Source organism: Streptosporangium pseudovulgare (assembly GCF_014648055.1).
In the GTDB taxonomy this organism is placed as follows: domain Bacteria; phylum Actinomycetota; class Actinomycetes; order Streptosporangiales; family Streptosporangiaceae; genus Streptosporangium; species Streptosporangium pseudovulgare.
Genome location: NZ_BMQJ01000008.1, coordinates 250121 through 266463, shown reverse-complemented (window position 1 = coordinate 266463; position 16343 = coordinate 250121). Strand labels below are relative to the sequence as shown.

At 73.8% G+C, this 16343-nt stretch carries 11 protein-coding genes and 1 riboswitch; of the genes, 4 read left to right on the top strand and 7 right to left on the bottom strand.

The window, feature by feature from the left end; genetic code table 11:
• Window positions 1–97: 97 nt before the first annotated feature.
• A complete protein-coding gene (locus tag IEZ10_RS18005) occupies window positions 98–1144 on the bottom strand; it encodes a 3-isopropylmalate dehydrogenase (protein WP_189247659.1) in 1047 nt (348 codons plus the stop codon).
• A gap of 142 nt (window positions 1145–1286) precedes the next feature.
• A riboswitch (cyclic di-AMP (ydaO/yuaA leader) is annotated at window positions 1287–1524 on the top strand.
• Between IEZ10_RS18005 and IEZ10_RS18000 the strand changes: the two genes are divergently transcribed.
• Window positions 1512–2234 (top strand): C40 family peptidase, encoded by a 723-nt coding sequence (locus IEZ10_RS18000; RefSeq protein ID WP_189247658.1) that lies wholly within the window; start codon window positions 1512–1514, stop codon window positions 2232–2234. (Overlaps the previous riboswitch by 13 nt.)
• A gap of 698 nt (window positions 2235–2932) precedes the next feature.
• Here the strand turns inward: IEZ10_RS18000 and serA are convergent.
• Window positions 2933–4522 (bottom strand): phosphoglycerate dehydrogenase, encoded by a 1590-nt coding sequence (serA, locus tag IEZ10_RS17995; RefSeq protein ID WP_189247657.1) that lies wholly within the window; start codon window positions 4520–4522, stop codon window positions 2933–2935.
• A gap of 213 nt (window positions 4523–4735) precedes the next feature.
• On the opposite strand from serA, the gene IEZ10_RS17990 reads away from it, so the two are divergent.
• Window positions 4736–5593, top strand: a complete 858-nt coding sequence (locus tag IEZ10_RS17990; RefSeq protein WP_179824886.1) for a hypothetical protein — start codon at window positions 4736–4738, stop codon at window positions 5591–5593.
• Window positions 5594–6004: 411 nt separating this feature from the next.
• Here the strand turns inward: IEZ10_RS17990 and IEZ10_RS17985 are convergent, their stop codons facing one another.
• From IEZ10_RS17985 to IEZ10_RS17970, 4 genes are all read right to left on the bottom strand, one after another.
• A complete protein-coding gene (locus IEZ10_RS17985; protein WP_189247656.1) occupies window positions 6005–8596 on the bottom strand; it encodes an FtsX-like permease family protein in 2592 nt (863 codons plus the stop codon).
• A gap of 67 nt (window positions 8597–8663) precedes the next feature.
• Window positions 8664–11261 (bottom strand): FtsX-like permease family protein, encoded by a 2598-nt coding sequence (locus IEZ10_RS17980; RefSeq protein WP_229811381.1) that lies wholly within the window; start codon window positions 11259–11261, stop codon window positions 8664–8666.
• Window positions 11258–11965, bottom strand: coding sequence for an ABC transporter ATP-binding protein (locus IEZ10_RS17975; protein WP_189247655.1), 708 nt, complete (start codon window positions 11963–11965; stop codon window positions 11258–11260). The genes IEZ10_RS17980 and IEZ10_RS17975 overlap by 4 nt, the downstream gene beginning before the upstream one ends.
• Window positions 11962–12489, bottom strand: a complete 528-nt coding sequence (locus IEZ10_RS17970; protein ID WP_189247654.1) for a PadR family transcriptional regulator — start codon at window positions 12487–12489, stop codon at window positions 11962–11964. The genes IEZ10_RS17975 and IEZ10_RS17970 overlap by 4 nt, the downstream gene beginning before the upstream one ends.
• 88 nt (window positions 12490–12577) lie before the next feature.
• Here IEZ10_RS17970 and IEZ10_RS17965 point away from each other — a divergent pair, with 88 nt between their 5' ends.
• Window positions 12578–13123 (top strand): FHA domain-containing protein, encoded by a 546-nt coding sequence (locus IEZ10_RS17965; protein ID WP_189247653.1) that lies wholly within the window; start codon window positions 12578–12580, stop codon window positions 13121–13123.
• A 58-nt stretch (window positions 13124–13181) separates the two neighbouring features.
• Here the strand turns inward: IEZ10_RS17965 and IEZ10_RS17960 are convergent, their stop codons facing one another.
• The gene (locus IEZ10_RS17960) at window positions 13182–14648 is read right to left on the bottom strand and encodes an MFS transporter (RefSeq protein WP_189247652.1); all 1467 of its coding nucleotides are present in this window, start codon (window positions 14646–14648) and stop codon (window positions 13182–13184) included.
• 121 nt (window positions 14649–14769) lie between these two features.
• Here IEZ10_RS17960 and dacB point away from each other — a divergent pair, with 121 nt between their 5' ends.
• A complete protein-coding gene (dacB, locus tag IEZ10_RS17955; RefSeq protein WP_189247651.1) occupies window positions 14770–16335 on the top strand; it encodes a D-alanyl-D-alanine carboxypeptidase/D-alanyl-D-alanine endopeptidase in 1566 nt (521 codons plus the stop codon).
• Window positions 16336–16343 lie beyond the last annotated feature (8 nt).

Here is a 16343-nt window from a genome sequence, read left to right as displayed (position 1 = left end):
GACAAAGTCGGCAGTGGGCGTGCCACCGCGGGCAAAAAGCAGCGCCCGGCGGCTCGTAGAGCCGCCGGGCGCGTGGGTGAATCGGGTAGGCGGCCTCTCAGCCGGCTACTCGGGCGGCGATGTCGTCGCCGATCTCGTGGGTGGTCCGGGCCGTCCAGCCGGTCTGCCGCTCCAGGAGGTCGTCGGCCACGGCCTGCTCGACCCGGGCGGCCTCCTCGGCCAGGCCGAGGTGGTCGAGGAGCATGGCGACCGACAGGATCGTGGCGGTCGGGTCGGCCTTGCCCTGGCCCGCGATGTCGGGCGCGCTGCCGTGGACCGGCTCGAACATGCTCGGCGCGGTGCGGTCGGGGTTGACGTTGCCGCTGGCCGCCAGGCCGATGCCGCCGGCGACGGCGGCGCCGATGTCGGTGAGGATGTCGCCGAAGAGGTTGTCGGTGACGATCACGTCGAACCGCTCCGGCTGCGTGACGAAGAACATCGAGGCCGCGTCGACGTGGCAGTAGTCGGTCTGGACCTCGGGGTACTCCTGACCGACCCGGTCGAACGTGCGGGACCAGAGGTCTCCGGCGTAGGTGAGCACGTTGGTCTTGTGGACCAGCGTGAGCTTCCGGCGAGGGCGGTTGCGCGCCTTGTCGAAGGCGTAGCGGACGACGCGCTCGACGCCGAACGCGGTGTTCAGCGACTCCTGCGTGGCGATCTCCTGCGGGGTGTCCCGGCGCATCACGCCCCCGGCCCCGGCGTACAGGCCCTCGGTGCCCTCGCGGACGACGATCATGTCGATGTCCTCGGGCCGGGCGCCGCCGAGCGGGGTCTCCACGCCGGGGAAGAGCTTGACCGGGCGGAGGTTGACGTAGTGGTCGAGCCGGAAGCGGAGCTTGAGCAGCAGGTCGCGCTCCAGGATGCCCGGGGGCACGCTGGGGTCGCCGACCGCGCCGAGCAGGATCGCGTCGTATCCGCGCAGCTCGTCCAGGACCACGTCGGTGAGGACCTCGCCGGTCGCGTGGTAACGCTTGGCGCCGAGGTCGTAGGTGGTGGTCTCGGCCTTGGCGCCGACCGCTTGGAGGACCTTCAGCCCCTCGGCGACGACTTCCACTCCGATCCCGTCACCAGGGATGACTGCCAGGCGAATGTTGCGCGAATCCATGCACGCACCCTACCGGTTCGTCTCGGCTGCCGAACACCCATCTCACGGTACGGACGCAACGGCGTGTCATGCGCCACTTGATCGATTTGTCCGACTTTGCGTGGTATTGACCGATTCATGAACTTTCGTTATGGTCCTCCCGTTCGTATCGACGCCTAATCCCCGTGGGCCACCCCCATGTCCGGCCCCGGGGAGCCGGGGACCCACCTTCCGGAAAACACCCGGGGCGCCGGGAGACACGGCTCCGCTTCCAGTGAGCGTGCTTCCCGCTGCCCGCATACGGGGTCTTCCTTGGGGCGAATCAGCGCGTTCTCGCGCCGTAGGGCGGCCTCCACGCCCGAGTCCGACAGCTAACCCGGCAGGCCTTATGGAAGGAATCGTCCTGTCCGGCAAGCTTTTCCCCCGTGCCCTGTCCATCGTCGCCGTCGGCACCGCCGCACTCGCGGTCCCCGCCGCCGCCATGGCCGCCACACCGACCCCCTCCCCGGTGGTCGCCCCCTCCTCCACACTCGCCGCGGCGCTCCCGGCCGCCGTCCCCACGCCGGCCCCCGCTCCCTCGGCCACCGCCGAACCCGGGTCCACGGCCAAGTCCGAGTCCACGACCAAGCCGGCGCAGGCCGCCCCTGCCAAGACGCCCGAACCCGCCTGGAAGAAGGCCGTGGAGTGGGCGATGTCCAAGCGCGGCACCCCCTACGTCTGGGGCGGCACCGGCCACGGCGGCTTCGACTGCTCCGGCCTGATGCAGCGCGCCTACGGCGCCGCCGGCATCAAGATCCCCCGGGTCACCTACGACCAGTACGCGGCCTTCGACAAGAAGATCTCCTGGAACAACCTCAAGCCCGGCGACCTCGTCTTCTTCAGCGGCCTCGGCCACGTCGGCATGATCAGCCGGCCCGGCTACATGGTCCACGCCCCGCGCACCGGCGACGTCGTCCGCGAGGAGAAGCTCAGCTCCTGGCGGCGCAGCGTCTTCGCCGGGGCCGTCCGCCCCGACCGCGAGGGCGTCAAGCTCGCGATCGAGAACGGCACCATGTCGACCGGCAAGGACGCCGCGAAGGACACGAAGAAGGACGGCGCGAAGAGCGCCTGACGCGGTGGGAGACCGCCGGCCCCGATCCCCGGCCGGCGGCTCCTCCGCCGATCCGGGTCAGCGGATGGGGACTCCGCCGTTGTCACGCCGGTCCAGCGCGGTCTGCAGCGCGTCGGCGGCCTCGTCCTTGTTCTCTTCCGGGCGGTTCCAGGGATACATGTCGTACATGACAAGCCTCGTCTCGTTCACGGGCGAGCGGGAAATATGGCAGGGAACTCCGGTCACGAGTCCGACCGGGCCTGGTGCCACGGATCCGGGTCGCGGATCCGCGACGCGAAGGTGAAGCCGGCGAACGCCATCGCACCGCGGCGAGGTGCCGGCCTGCCCGTCAGGCCCCGCCGCGGCAGGTAAGGATTACGAGAACCTGGCGCATTTCCTGTCACAGTACCCGCCCGCCGGAACGCCGTCTCGCCCGCTGTCCATATTTCTCACATAGTGAGAAAAAGAGTGACCGCGGCGAAGGCCAGGAGCGGGTCGCCGAGAGGCTCCGACCTGCGACAACTCAAGACGGCCGCGAAAACCCACGGCGGTGAACGGCGGCCGACGTCTCAGGCCGCGGGTGGGTGACCGGTCCTGACTCCACGAATCGAGCCGTACTCGGCTCCGCGAATCGAGCCGTACGGTGGGCACGCCCCGCCGTACGGACTCCGGGTCAGCCCGCGGGCCCCCGCCGTGCCGGGGACCCGCGGCGCGGCGGTCTAGTCGGCCAGGTCGACCGAGCGGCCGCTGTCGGCGCCGATCTCGCCGGCGATCTGGTCCACCACGTCGGCCGGGATCGCGGTGTCGACGGTCAGCGCGATGAGCGCCTTACCGCCCTTGACGTCGCGGGACACCTGCATCGAGGCGATGTTGATGCCGTGGTCGCCGAGGATGCGGCCGACGATGCCGACGACGCCGGGACGGTCGCTGTAGGCGAAGAACGACAGGTGGTCGGTCGGCTCGATCTCCATCTGGTAGCCGTTGACCTCGACGATCTTCGTGATCTGCCGCGGGCCGGACAGGGTGCCGGAGACGGAGACCGTACGGCCGTCGGCGAGGACGCCGCGCACGGTCACCACGTTGCGCCAGTCGGGGCTCTCCGGGCTGGTGACCAGTTCGACGGTCACCCCGCGGTCCTTGGCCAGCAGCGGGGCGTTGACGTAGGTGACGGAGTCCTCCACCACGTCGGCGAAGACGCCCTTGAGCGCGGCCAGCTCCAGCACCCGCACGTCGTGCGCGGCGATCTCGCCGCGGACCTCGACGTCCAGGCGGGTGGCGACCTCACCGGCCAGCGCGGTGAAGACCCGGCCGAGCTTCTCGGCCAGCGGCAGGCCAGGCTTGACGTCCTCGGCGACGGCGCCGCCCTGGACGTTGACGGCGTCCGGCACGAACTCCCCGGCCAGGGCCAGCTTCACGCTGCGCGCGACCTGGGTGCCCGCCTTCTCCTGGGCCTCGTGGGTGGAGGCGCCCAGGTGCGGGGTGACGACGACCTGGTCCAGCTCGAACAGCGGGCTGTCGGTGACCGGCTCCTTGGGGAAGACGTCGATGCCGGCGCCGGCGACCCGGCCCTCCTTGATGGCCGAGTACAGGGCGTTCTCGTCGATGATGCCACCGCGGGCGACGTTGATCAGGCGCACCGTCGGCTTGACGGCCCGCAGCTCCTTGTCGCCGATGAGCCCGATGGTCTCCTTGGACTTGGGCAGGTGCACGGTGATGAAGTCGGCCTCGGCGAGGGCCTCCTCCAGCGACACCAGGCGGACGCCCATCTGCGCGGCGCGGGCCGGCTGCAGGTAGGGGTCGTAGGCGATCAGCTCGACCCCGAACGGCTGCAGGCGCTGGGCGACGAGCTGGCCGATCTTGCCGAGGCCGAGGATGGCGACGACCTTCTCGTCGAGCTCCACGCCGGTGTACTTGGAGCGCTTCCACTCGCCGCCCTTGAGCGCGGAGTGCGCCTGGGCGACGTTGCGCGCGGAGGCGAGGATCAGCGCGACGGTGTGCTCGGCGGCGCTGGTGATGTTGGAGGTCGGAGCGTTGACGACCATGACACCGGCCTTGGTGGCGGCCTCGACGTCGACGTTGTCCAGTCCGACGCCGGCGCGGGCGACGACCCGGAGCTTCGGCGCGGCGGCGATCGCTTCGGCGTCCACCTGGGTGGCGCTGCGCACGATGAGGGCGTCGACCCCGGCGAGGGCGGGCAGGAACTGTGCGCGGTCGGCGCCGTCGACGTGGCGGACGTCGAAGTCCGCGCCCAGGACCGCGAGACCGGCCTCGGAGAGTTCCTCTGCGACCAGTACGACGGGCTTGTTCACAGGCGGGATCCTTAAGACGAGAGGCTGCTGCACGACCTCTCGAGTCTATCGGCGCTTGTGAACGTGTTCACGAGTGTCCCGGCATACGAGACGGGGTCTTGACGCTACCCATCCGGGACGATCTCATGCGTACAAAATTCAACTTGGTATTGCTCACCACAAAAGTTCACGATTACCCTCATAAGCCGTGGTCCCCTACCTATCGTTCCTCATATGAGCATCGGGAACCCCGCTCTCGGCGACGTGCTCGCGCAGCACGGCGGCCCGCACCGGCTACTGGCGGCGCTCGCCGAATGGGGACTCCTGGTCGCCGTGCGGCCGGACCGCTCCGTCGTGCTCGGCACGACGCAGACCGGTGAACGCGTGCTCCTCGGGTACACCTCGGCGAGCACCTACGCGCGGCACCGTGGCAGCCACTCCCTGTCGGCCTGCGACGCCGACACCATCCTCGACATCCAACGCGTCACCGGTGTGCGGGAAATCGTGATCGACGCGGCGGGACCGGCGGCCGCCGCCGTCCCCATCGAGGACCTCAGGCGATACCTCGACTCCACCCGCAGCGGTCCCACGCCCGCGCTGACGTCCACCTCCCCGACGGCGTACGCCACCGGGGCGATGGCCACGGTGTCGCGTCCCGCGCCGGTCCGTCCCCAGCAACGGGCCGCCGTCCCCGCCGCACCGGCGCAACCGTGGATCCCCGCCCCCCGGCCCCACCTGTCGGGGCCGATGCAGATGGTGGACCCGGGCTACAGCCGCTGCCGCCACCCCATCCTGCCCGCGCTGCGGGTGGCGATCGCGCAGGTCCTCGCCGACTACCCGCTCGTCCACCACGTGTGGATCTCCGAGGCCAAGACCTCCTCCGGCGCGCCCGGGATCATGCTGCACGTCAAGGTGCACATGACGGCGGCCGAGGACGTGGTCCGGGACATCCACCGCGGGGTGCGCGCCCGGCTGCCGCAGCTCGCCGCGAGCGAGGCGCCGATCCTGATGGCGCGGGTCGCCGACGCGCGCACCGAGCGGCGGATGATCGAGCTCTGCGCCCACGTGGTCTGCGCCGACGTGACCGACTGAGGCCGCCTTCCGCGCGGGCGGGACGCCCCGCCCGCGCCGGAGGAGCCCCGGATCGCCACCGTCCACGCGCCGCCGCGGGAACGCCGCCGCGCCGGAACGGCCGGTACCGGTGGACCCGGTACGGCCGGCGCCGGCCGTACCGGGTCCACCGGCGCCGGCGGCGCCGAACCGGCCCTCGCCACCCGGCGAGCCGTCCGGCGGGTCGCCGGGAACGCTGTCGGGCATCGTCTCGCTCGCCGTCCCGCTCGTCGCCGGGATCGGGTGATCGGAACGTCACCACCACACCTACCAGCCCGGACGCCCGGTGCGGCGTACCCTCGCCGCACCGGGCGGCGAAGCACCGGCATCCCGCCGCATCGGACGGCGAAGCACCGGCGGTCCGCCCCCCGGGCGGCCGGGGAGGTCAGGCGGTCAGGTGACCCGGCGGGTCAGGGTGACCCGGACCCGGGTGAACGTCCCCGCGACCAGCGCCGCCAGCAGCGGCAGGCCGACCACCAGCGCGGTCAGGAAGACCCAGGGAACGGCGACGACCGGTGGCTCCGCGGGGAACGGCGGCAGCCATCCCCGGTGCGGCGGCATGGAGATGGTCCTGCCCGGGGCCAGTACCGGCCAGAGCGCCGCGACCCCGATCGCGACCCCCTGGGGCGCGCCGGCCAGCGCGCCGAGGGCGGTGATGAACCCCGCCTGGCCGGCGACGACCAGCCGCCGGGTACCGGGTTTCGCGCCGACGGCGGCCATGGTGGCGAGGTCGGGGCGCAGGTCGGCCGCGGCGAGGCCGGTGGCGGCGAGCGTGCCGCCCAGCGCCAGGACCGCCGCCGCGGCGAGGAGGAGCGCGAGCTGCGGCAGGACGCCCCGCCCGAGACCGCTCTGGATGGTCACCTCGGCCCGGCCGGCCGTGGCGGCCAGCTCCCGCTCCAGCCGGGTCCGCTCCGCCGGGCCGAGCCGGTGGGCGGCCGGGTCGAGGTACAGCACGCGTGCCGCGGGCTTCAGGCCGAGGGCGGGCAGGGCCGAGGCGGGGAGCACCGCGACGGCGTGCCGGGGGTCGGCGGCCCGCGCCACGACCGCCGGGACCGCGGGATCGGCCGGGATCCCGCGCGGACGGCCGCCGGGCCTCCGGACGGTCAGCCGCAGCCGCAGCCGCCCGTCGCGTACCAGGTCCGGGTCGAACACCACGGCCCTGCCCGCGGCGAACGCCGCCGCCGCGACCGGGTCCTCGCGGCCCTGGACGAGCGTCAGCAGCCGCCCGTCCCCCACCGGCAGTCCTCCGTGGTAGTGGCGGCCGTACGGCGCGCCACCGGAGGAGACCTCGGTGACGATCTCGACGTGGGCACCTCTGACGTCCATGGGCGCGACGGCCTCGACCGGCGGCGTCCCGGGAGTCCTCCGCCCGGCGACCTCCCTGGCCCTGGCCCACCGGGTGTCGTCGAGGGAGAGCCCGGTGATCGTCGTGGTCCCCTCCGGGAGGGCCGCGTGGTAGGCGGCGCTCCTGACGGCGAAGCCACTGGCGGTCATGACGGCCGCGACGGTGCAGGCCGCCGTCGCCGTCATGACCGCCGCGACGGCCCAGGCGGTGCGGCCCCGGTTGCGGGCCGCGTCGCGGACGGCCAGCCGCAGCGGCAGCGGCAGCGCCCCGGCCGCCACCGCCGCGCCCCGGACCAGCGACGGCGCCAGGGCGATGAGCCCCAGCTGGGCCGGGACCGCCGCGATGAGGACCCAGGTCGTACGGAACCTGATGGCGAGCACGGTCGCCGCGGCCCCGGCGAGCAGCAGCACCAGGCCCGGCAGCGGGTGGCCCGCGCGGCCCCGCGCCCCGCTCCTGCGCCCGGCGAGCACCGCCGCGACGTCCTGCCGGGCCGCCCGTACGGCGGGCAGCACCGCGGCCGTCATTCCGGCGACCGCCCCCAGCGCGGTGACGACCAGCACCGGCACCCAGGGGATGTCCAGCGGACCCACCCGGCCGATCAGCCGGCCCGCCTCCAGCGCGGCCGACAGCGCCCCGAGGCCGACGCCCAGTGCCAGTCCGAGCAGCGCCGCGCCGCCGCCCAGCACCACGCCGTCGGCCAGCAGCACCATCCGCACCTGCCCCGGCGAACCGCCCTGGGCCGCGACCAGCGCCAGCTCCCGCCGACGCCGCCGCGCCCCCACCGCGAACGCCGGACCGGCCAGCAGCGTCACCTCCAGCACACCCATCACCACGATCAGGGCGATGCCCGCGACCTCCTCGGGGTCGTTGATGCCGGAGACGAAGCAGCACTCGTCCAGATACTCGGAACCCCCGGGGATGACGGGCGCGTGGACCGTCAGACCCGCCTCGCGCAGCCGGCGGACGTCGGCCATGGTCATCGGCTCCGGGGTGTCGGCCAGCCAGCCGGTGCCGGTCCCTCCGGGAAGGAGAGCGCTCGGGAGGCCCACGATCTCCCTGCTGTCCGGCCGGTGCGGGTGCTCCACCACGCCGACCACCCGCACCGGCCTGCGCCGCCGGGTCACCACGGGTGCCGTGCCCGGCGGTGATCCCCGTTCCGCCACGCGCGGGGTGACCGCGATCTCGCCGGGCGCGGCCGGGAGGCGGCCCCGCAGCAGGCGGTACGTCCCCCTCGTCAGCGGGTCGCGCAGGTCCAGCTCCCGGACGGCCACGCGGTCGTAGCCGCCCGTGCCCCAGAGGTCGGCACCGCCCGTGTTGAAGGGGATGATCCTGGCGCCGGGCCCGAGGAGGGCCGCCGGATCACCCGGCGGGCGCCCCGGCCGTAGCACGTCGCTCGCCCGGATCCGCAGGTCGGCGGCGCCGATCCGCGAGGTGAGCTCCTCGTCCGGGGTGACGTCCGCCGTCTCGACGAGGATCAGGGCCAGGGTGATGACGAGGACGGGCAGGCCGACCATCGCGACGATGAGGGCGCTGCGGCCCCGGGCCCGCAGCGCGTCCCGCCGGGAGATCCGCAGCGCCGCCCGGAACGCGGCCGGGAACGTGAACGACGGGCGGCGTCCGACCTCGGTCCGGAAGATCATCCGGATGATCATAGGGTCGGACGCCGCCCGCCGTACCGGATCCCGGCGGAGTGGGTGCCGCCCGCGGTCAGGTGACCCGGCGGGTCAGGGTGACCCGGACCCGGGTGAACGTCCCCGCGACCAGCGCCGCCAGCAGCGGCAGGCCGACCACCAGCGCGGCGAGGAAGAGCCAGGGGAGCTCGACCGCCGGCAGCCGGTCGAGGAACGACGACGAGTCGGGCGCCCAGGCGCGGTAGCCGTACGGCATCGACGCCCCGGCCACCGCGATCCCGGCCGGGATCCCCGCGAGGGCGCCGGCCAGCGCGCCGAGGGCGGTGATGAACCCCGCCTGGCCGGCGACGACCAGCCGCCGGGTGCCGGGTTTCGCGCCGACGGCGGCCATGGTGGCGAGGTCGGGGCGCAGGTCGGCCGCGGCGAGGCCGGTGGCGGCGAGCGTGCCGCCCAGCGCCAGGACCGCCGCCGCCAGGAACAGCAGCGGCTTGACGAAGCCGTACGAGTCGATGTCACGCATGAAGGCCACGCCGACCGGGCCGGCCATGATCGTCAGTTCCCGCCCCAGCCTGACCTCCTGCTCCTCGGTGAGCCGGACGGAGGAGGGGGCGGCGTACAGCACGCGCGCCTCGGGCTTCAGGCCGAGGGCGGGCAGGGCCGAGGCGGGGAGCACCGCGACGGCGCGCCGGGGATCGGCGGCCCGCGCCACGACCGCGGGAACGGTGAGATCCCTCGGAGCCTCGGATGAGTCGTGGCTGACGAAGTGCACGGTGGACAACCGCAGCCGCCCGTCGCGCACCAGACGCGGGTCGAACACCACGGCCCTGCCCGCGGCGAACGCCGCCGCCGCGACCGGGTCCCGCCGTCCCTGGACGAACTCCAGCAGCCGCCCGTCCCCCACCGGCAGGCTCACGCCGAAGGGGTTGCCGGGGTACATGCCGTCCGTAGCGTCGAGGTGTCCGACCGAGAGCTCCACGGCGGCCCCCCGGGTGTCGCGGAGCGCGACGGCCTCGATCAGCGGCGCGCCGGGCAGGGCGCGCTCGACGATCGTCCTGGCCCTGGCCCACCGGGCGTCGTCGAGGCCCGCGCCGTCGATCTGCACGGTCCCGGCCGGAAGCGTCGGGTGGAAGGCCTCACGCCGTTCGGCGAGGTTGCTGTCTAATGCGACGGCCGCCATCGTGAAGGCGGCGGCCGCCGTCATGACCGCCGCGACGGCGGAGGCGGTGCGGCCCCGGTTGCGGGCCGCGTCGCGGGCGGCCAGCCGCAGCGGCAGCGGCAGCACCTTGGCCGCCGACACCGCCGCGAGACGGACCATGGAAGGCGTCAGCGCGACCAGTCCCAGCAGGGCCAGGACCTCCGCGGCGAGGACCCAGACCCGGTCGGACCCGATGGCGCGCACGGCGGCCACGGCTCCCGCGACGACCAGGACCGCACCGATGATCGGACGGCCCGCGCGGTCCCGTGCCGGGCTCCGGCGCCCGGCGAGCACCGCCGCGACGTCCTGCCGGGCCGCCCGTACGGCGGGCAGCACGGCCGCCGCCACCCCGCTGACCGCCCCCAGCGCGGCGACGGCCAGCACCGGCACCCAGGGGACGTCCAGCGGACCCACTCCGCCGATCAGCCGGCCCGCCTCCAGCGCGGCCGACAGCGCCCCGAGGCCGACGCCCAGTGCCAGTCCGAGCAGCGCCGCGCCGCCGCCCAGCACCACGCCGTCGGCCAGCAGCACCATCCGCACCTGCCCCGGCGAACCGCCCTGGGCCGCGACCAGCGCCAGCTCCCGCCGACGCCGCCGCGCCCCCACCGCGAACGCCGGACCGGCCAGCAGCACCACCTCCAGCACACCCATCACCACGATCAGGCCGACGGCCACGATGTCCCGGGTGTCGCGATAGTCGCTCGTGTCCTTGACGGTGGCGGGGGCCTCGACGTCCAGGTCCGCCGCCCGGAGCCCGCGGATGTCCCGGAGGGTGACCGGTTTCGGGGTGTCGGCCAGCCAGCCGGTGCCGCGCCCGTCGGCCCTGTCGAACAGCAGGGTGCCCGGAAGGCCGATGATCTCCGCGCTCTTCGTCTGGTGCGGGTGTTCGACGACCCCGACCACCCGCATCGGGGTCAGCTTGAAGGTCACGGCCGGTGTCGTGCCGAACCGCGCCCCCCGCTCCTCCGCGCCGGGGGTCACCACGATCTCGCCGGGCGCGGCCGGGAGGCGGCCCCGCAGCAGGCGGTACATCCCCTTCGTCAGGGGGTCTCGCAGGTCCAGCTCGCGCGCGGACACGTTGTCGTAGCCGAGCTCGCCCCGGAAGTCGGCGCTTCCCTCGTTCGCCGGGATGATCCGGGCCCCGGGCCCGAGCAGCCCCATGACCTCGGCCGGCGAGGTGGGCGTCGATGCGCGGCCGTCGGTATCGGGCCGCCCGAGTGTCACGATCCGCAGGTCGGCGGTGCCGATCCGCGCGGTGAGGCCCTCCCGCCGGGTGACGTCGGCCGTCGCGGCGAAGATCAGGGCGAAGACGATGACCAGGACGGGCAGGCCGACCATTGTCACGATCAGCGCGCTGCGGCCCCGGGCCCGCAGCGCGTCCCGCCGGGAGATCCGCAGCGCCGCCAGGAAGGCGGCCGGCCGGGAACGTCCGGCCCCCGCCGTCCCGGTGCGCGTCATGACCGGCGCCGGGGCGCTCATCGGGCGCTCTCCATCGGCGCGGCGGCGGTGTCGGCGACCCGGCCGTCGCGCAGGAAGACCACGCGGTCGGCCCAGGCCGCGTAGCGGGGCTCATGGGTGACGAGCAGGACCGCCGCCCCGGCGTCGCAGCGGGCGCGCAGGAGCTGGAGGATCTCGTCGCCGGTCGGGGTGTCGAGGGCGCCGGTCGGCTCGTCGGCCAGGATCAGCCGCCGTTCCCCGGCCAGGGCGCGGGCGATCGCCACCCGCTGGCGCTGGCCGCCGGAGATCTCGTCCGGAAAACGGTCGGCGACCTCGGCGAGGCCGACCTCGGCGAGCACCTCCAGCGCCTGGCGGCGGGCGTCCCGGAAGCGGATCCCGTCCAGTTCGCGGGGCAGCGTCACGTTCTCCAGGGCGGTGAGCGAGGGGATCAGGTTGAGGTCCTGGAAGACGTAGCCGACGTGCCGGCGGCGCAGCGCGGCGAGTTCCCCGGCCGGAAGGCGCGTCAGCGAGACGTCCTCGACGACCACGTCGCCCGAGGTGGGCCGGTCGAGGCCGCCCGCGACGTTGAGCAGGGTGGACTTGCCGGACCCGGACGGGCCCATCACCGCCACCAGCTCCCCGGCCCCGACCGCGAGGTTCACCTCAGAGAGGGCCGTCACGGCTCCCGGGCCGTCGCCGTGCACGCGGCCGACGTCGGCGAGCCGGACGACCGGATCAAAACTCATGCTTGTCTCTCCTGCGTCTGGGGGGAGGCCGCGAGCACGGCCTCGCAGTGGTCGAGCCAGCGCTGCTCGGCCTCGGCCTGGAAGATCATGGAGTCGAGCACCAGCCGCTGGGCCGGGTCCTCGGCGTTGGCCCGCCTGGCGCGGGTGAGCCGCTGGAGGGTGCCCATGGTCGCGGTGCGCTGGGCCTGGATGATCGGACGCACGTCCGCCCCGGCGGTGACCGCCATCGCGAGCTTGATGACCAGCTCGTCCCGGGGCCGGTCGGCCTGGGCGACGGGGGTGCCGAACCATCGCGCCATCTCGGCCCGACCGGCCTCGGTGATCGTGTAGACGACCCGGCCCTGGTCGTCCTGCTCGCCGGGGGCCACCAGGCCGTCGCGTTCCAGGCGGGAGAGCGTCGTGTAGACCTGGCCGATGTTGAGCGGCCAGGTCGCCCCCGTCGACGCCTCGAACTCCGCCCGCAACTGGTAGCCGTAGCGGGGCCCCCGGCTGAGCAGGGCCAGCAGCCCTTGTCGGATCGCCATGGATACTGAGTATGCATACTCAGTATGGTCACGGCAAGAGATCCGCATATTCTGGACAGGTTCCGGCACCGGGGCGGATACTCGGGGGATGAGCTCGCCGCCTCCCCCGTCCCGCGCGTCCGATGGGGACCGCGACCGCGCCATCAACGAGCTCCGCGACCGCGCCGTCGAGGGCCGCCTCTCGCACGAGACGTTCCTCGGCCGGGTCGACATGGCGCTGCGCGCCCGCAGCCAGGGCGAGTTGGAGAACCTGATCGCCGACCTGCCGCCGCGCGGCCGGCTGCGGCGGATGGTGACCGACGTCGTCGCCTCGGCGTCCGACTTCACCCGCCGGGTCGAGTCGGCCTGGCGACGCCCCCGGCTGCCCCGCCTCGCGCTGCCCGGCGACGACCGTGTCCGCTACGTGGTGGGCCGGGGCTCGGCCTGTGACCTGGTGCTGGCCGACCTGACCGTCTCACGGGTGCACGCCGAGCTGCGCCGCGCCGAGGACGGCTGGATCGTCGTCGATCTCGGCTCTCTCAACGGCACCCGGCTGAACGACTGGCGGCTGGTCGGGTCGGCCCCGGTACGGCCGGGCGACGTGCTGTCCTTCGGTGACTGCGGCTTCCTCGTGATCACACCCCAGTCGGCCTGAACCGGGTCACGCCTCAGCCGGCCCGAACCGGGTCACACCCCGGCCCGCCCGAACCGGGTCACGCCCCGGCCGGCTCCGGTTCGTCACCCGCGCGCGCCGTGACCCCGGGCTCCTCCCCCGTCCCGTCCCCGGCCTCGGACGCCTCGGAGGCACCGGCGGTACCGGCGGCGTCCACCGCCCGCATCGTCTCGGCGGTGATGGGGTAGCGCAGCGTGAGCAGCACGCTGACCCCGGCCGCGAGCGCGGGGATCAGCGCTCCGCCGTACAGGGCGGCGGCGATCGCCGAGTCCGGCTGGGCCACCGCCTCCGAGGCGGAGGACTCCACGAATCCCGTCGCGCCGAGCAGCCAGCCCAGCACCAGCGCGCCGAGCGCGAAGACCACGGTCTCGCAGGCCGTCCACAGACCGGTGAACACCCCGGCGCGGCGCCTGCCGGTGGCCGCCGCGTCGTGGACGATCACGTCCGAGAGCATGGAGAACTGCAGGAGCTGGAACCCGGCGTAGCCGACGCCGACGACGAGCACGCAGGCGTGCGCGTAGCCCGTGCCGAACCGGTCGGAGAGCGCCATCGCGGCCGTGCCGGCGGTGAACAGCGCCGCCGACAGCACCATCGCGCCGCGCTTGTCGTAGCGCCGCGACAGCCACGTCCACAGTGGCATGGTGACCAGCAGCGGCCCGACCACGCACAGGAAGAGCGTGGTGGTCGCCCCGGGCGCGTCGAGGACGTAGGTGGCGAAGTACGGCGCGCCCGCCAGCAGGGTGCCCGCGGCGAACATCTGCGCGCAGCTCAGGGCGAGCAGGATCAGGAACGGCCGGCTGGAGCGGGCCGCGGCGAACTGCGCCCGCAGCGACGGCTCGGCCTCGGCCCGCCCGGCCAGCGGGGCGCGGGCCGTACCGGCGACGGAGGCGAGCATGGACGCCAGCAGCACCGCGCCGATGACCAGGCCCATGAGCCGGTAGCCGGTCACCTCGGTCCCGGCGAGGGCCGGCGCGCCGGCCCCGGACAGCAGGATCGCCAGGCCCAGGAAGACCATCTTCCACTGCAGCAGCGACGACCGCTCGTGGTAGTCGTCGGTCATCTCGGTGGCCATCGCCTTGTAGGGCACCTCGTAGAAGGCGTAGGCCGTGGCGGTGAGGAAGTAGCAGACGGTGACGTACAGCGCGGCGGGCAGGCCGGTCAGGGGCGGCCCGGCGAACGTCAGCGCGAAGGTCACCGGCAGGGTGACCGCGCCCAGCAGCATCCAGGGGCGGCGCGGGCCGAGCCGGGAGACCGTGCGGTCGGAGCGCTGGCCCACCCAGGGGTTGATGACCATGTCCCAGAGCTTGGGCAGGAAGGCCACGGCGCCGGCGATCCAGGCGGGTACGGCCAGCACGTTGGTCATGTAGAACAGCAGCAGCAGGCCCGGGACCGTGGAGAACGTCGCGGTGCAGACCGATCCGACCCCGTAGCCGACGCGCACCCCGCGCGGCACGGTGACGGCGACGGCGGCTCCGGCGGGGCGGGGGGTGGGGGCCGGTGTGACCATTGCCACATTCAACCCCACCGGTCGATGGCCCGATAGGGGTGAAAGATACGAATATTTCCGTATTGTCGGCCAGGCCGCCGGTGCCGATGATCTCCGCAGACGCCTAGCACCTGGAGACACCGTGCGGCCCTCGCGACGTACCACCCTCTCTCTTTCGGCCCTCCTGCTCACCGGCCTCACCTGGGCCACGACCGGCTCGGCCGCCCCGGCCGGCGCCCTCGGACCGGCCCCCGGCGTGGCGGACCTGGTCAAGGACATCGACCAGATCCTCGGCGACGCCCGGCTCACTCCGGCGCGGGCGGGGGTGGTGGTCCGCAGCGCCGCCTCCGGCGAGGAGCTCTACGCCCTGGACTCCGGCAAGATCCTCACCCCCGCCTCCAACACCAAGCTGCTGACCTCCGCCGCCGCTGTGGAGAACCTCGGCCTGGACTTCCGCTTCACCACGAGCGTGCTGTCCACCGGCCGCCGGGCGGGCTCGGCCCTGGCCGGGGACCTCTACCTCAGGGGGACCGGCGACCCGACCATGCTCGCCGCCGACTACGACGCGCTGGCCGCCAAGGTCGCCGCCTCGGGGATCAAGGTGGTCACCGGCAGGCTCGTCGCCGACGACACCTGGTTCGACGACGTACGGCTCGGCACCGACTGGGCCTGGGACGACGAGCCCTACTACTACGCGGCGCAGATCTCGGCGCTGACCGCCTCCCCCAACACCGACTACGACGCCGGCACCGTCATCGTCTCGGTGGCCCCCGGGGACGCCTCGGGCAAACGGCCCAAGGTCACCACCACGCCCGAGACGGACCACCTGAAGATCGAGAACCGCGCGGTGACCGGTGCCGAGACGGACGTCACCATCGAGCGCCGGCACGGCACGAACACCGTGGTGATCACCGGAACCGTCGCGGACGAGCAGCAGGAGTGGGTCACCGTCGACGACCCCACGGCCTACGCCACCTCGCTGTTCCGCGCGTCGCTGGCCCGGCACGGGGTGCGGGTGCTGGGCGGCGCGGCCCGGGCGGCGGCCCCGGAGGGCGCCGCCACCGTGGCCTCGCACGAGTCGATGCCGCTCCGCGAGCTGCTGGTGCCGTTCATGAAGCTCAGCAACAACATGCACGCCGAGATCCTCACCAAGGCGATCGGGCGCAAGGTCTCGGGTGCCGGGACGTGGAGCGCCGGGCTCGCCGCGATCACCTCCTTCGCCAAGGCGAACGGCATGACGACGCTGAACCTGCGGGACGGCTCCGGCCTGTCGCGGATGGACGGCCTGACCCCCGGCGGCCTGACGCGCTACCTCGCCGCGCTGCGCGCCAAGCCGTGGTTCGACGCCTGGTACGGCGCGCTGCCGATCGCGGGTCAGGCCGACCGCATGGTCGGCGGGACGCTGCGCAGCCGGATGCGCGGCACGCCCGCCGCCGGGAACGTCCACGCCAAGACCGGCTCGCTGACCGGCGTCACCTCACTGTCGGGCTACGTGACCAGCGCCGACAACGAGCCGCTGGTCTTCTCCGTCATGCTCAACCAGTACCTGTCCGCCGCTCCCCGGGACATCGAGGACAGGATCGCCGTCCGTCTCGCGCAGTTCCGCCGTGACGCGCCGGTGGACGCGGTCGTACAGCTCAAGCAGACGCCGCAGGCCGAGGATGCCTCGGAGCTGGAGTGCTCGTGGCTGAAGCCCGCCCAGTGCTGACCCCCCGG

Bases quoted from the DNA above. Each gene is read 5' to 3' on its own strand.
- IEZ10_RS18005 (WP_189247659.1), bottom strand. From the start codon at position 1,144: ATGGATTCGCGCAACATTCGCCTGGCAGTCATCCCTGGTGACGGGATC.
- IEZ10_RS17960 (WP_189247652.1), bottom strand. From the start codon at position 14,648: ATGGTCACACCGGCCCCCACCCCCCGCCCCGCCGGAGCCGCCGTCGCC.
- IEZ10_RS18000 (WP_189247658.1), top strand. From the start codon at position 1,512: ATGGAAGGAATCGTCCTGTCCGGCAAGCTTTTCCCCCGTGCCCTGTCC.
- IEZ10_RS17970 (WP_189247654.1), bottom strand. From the start codon at position 12,489: ATGGCGATCCGACAAGGGCTGCTGGCCCTGCTCAGCCGGGGGCCCCGC.
- IEZ10_RS17985 (WP_189247656.1), bottom strand. From the start codon at position 8,596: ATGATCTTCCGGACCGAGGTCGGACGCCGCCCGTCGTTCACGTTCCCG.
- IEZ10_RS17990 (WP_179824886.1), top strand. From the start codon at position 4,736: ATGAGCATCGGGAACCCCGCTCTCGGCGACGTGCTCGCGCAGCACGGC.
- IEZ10_RS17965 (WP_189247653.1), top strand. From the start codon at position 12,578: ATGAGCTCGCCGCCTCCCCCGTCCCGCGCGTCCGATGGGGACCGCGAC.
- IEZ10_RS17980 (WP_229811381.1), bottom strand. From the start codon at position 11,261: ATGAGCGCCCCGGCGCCGGTCATGACGCGCACCGGGACGGCGGGGGCC.
- IEZ10_RS17975 (WP_189247655.1), bottom strand. From the start codon at position 11,965: ATGAGTTTTGATCCGGTCGTCCGGCTCGCCGACGTCGGCCGCGTGCAC.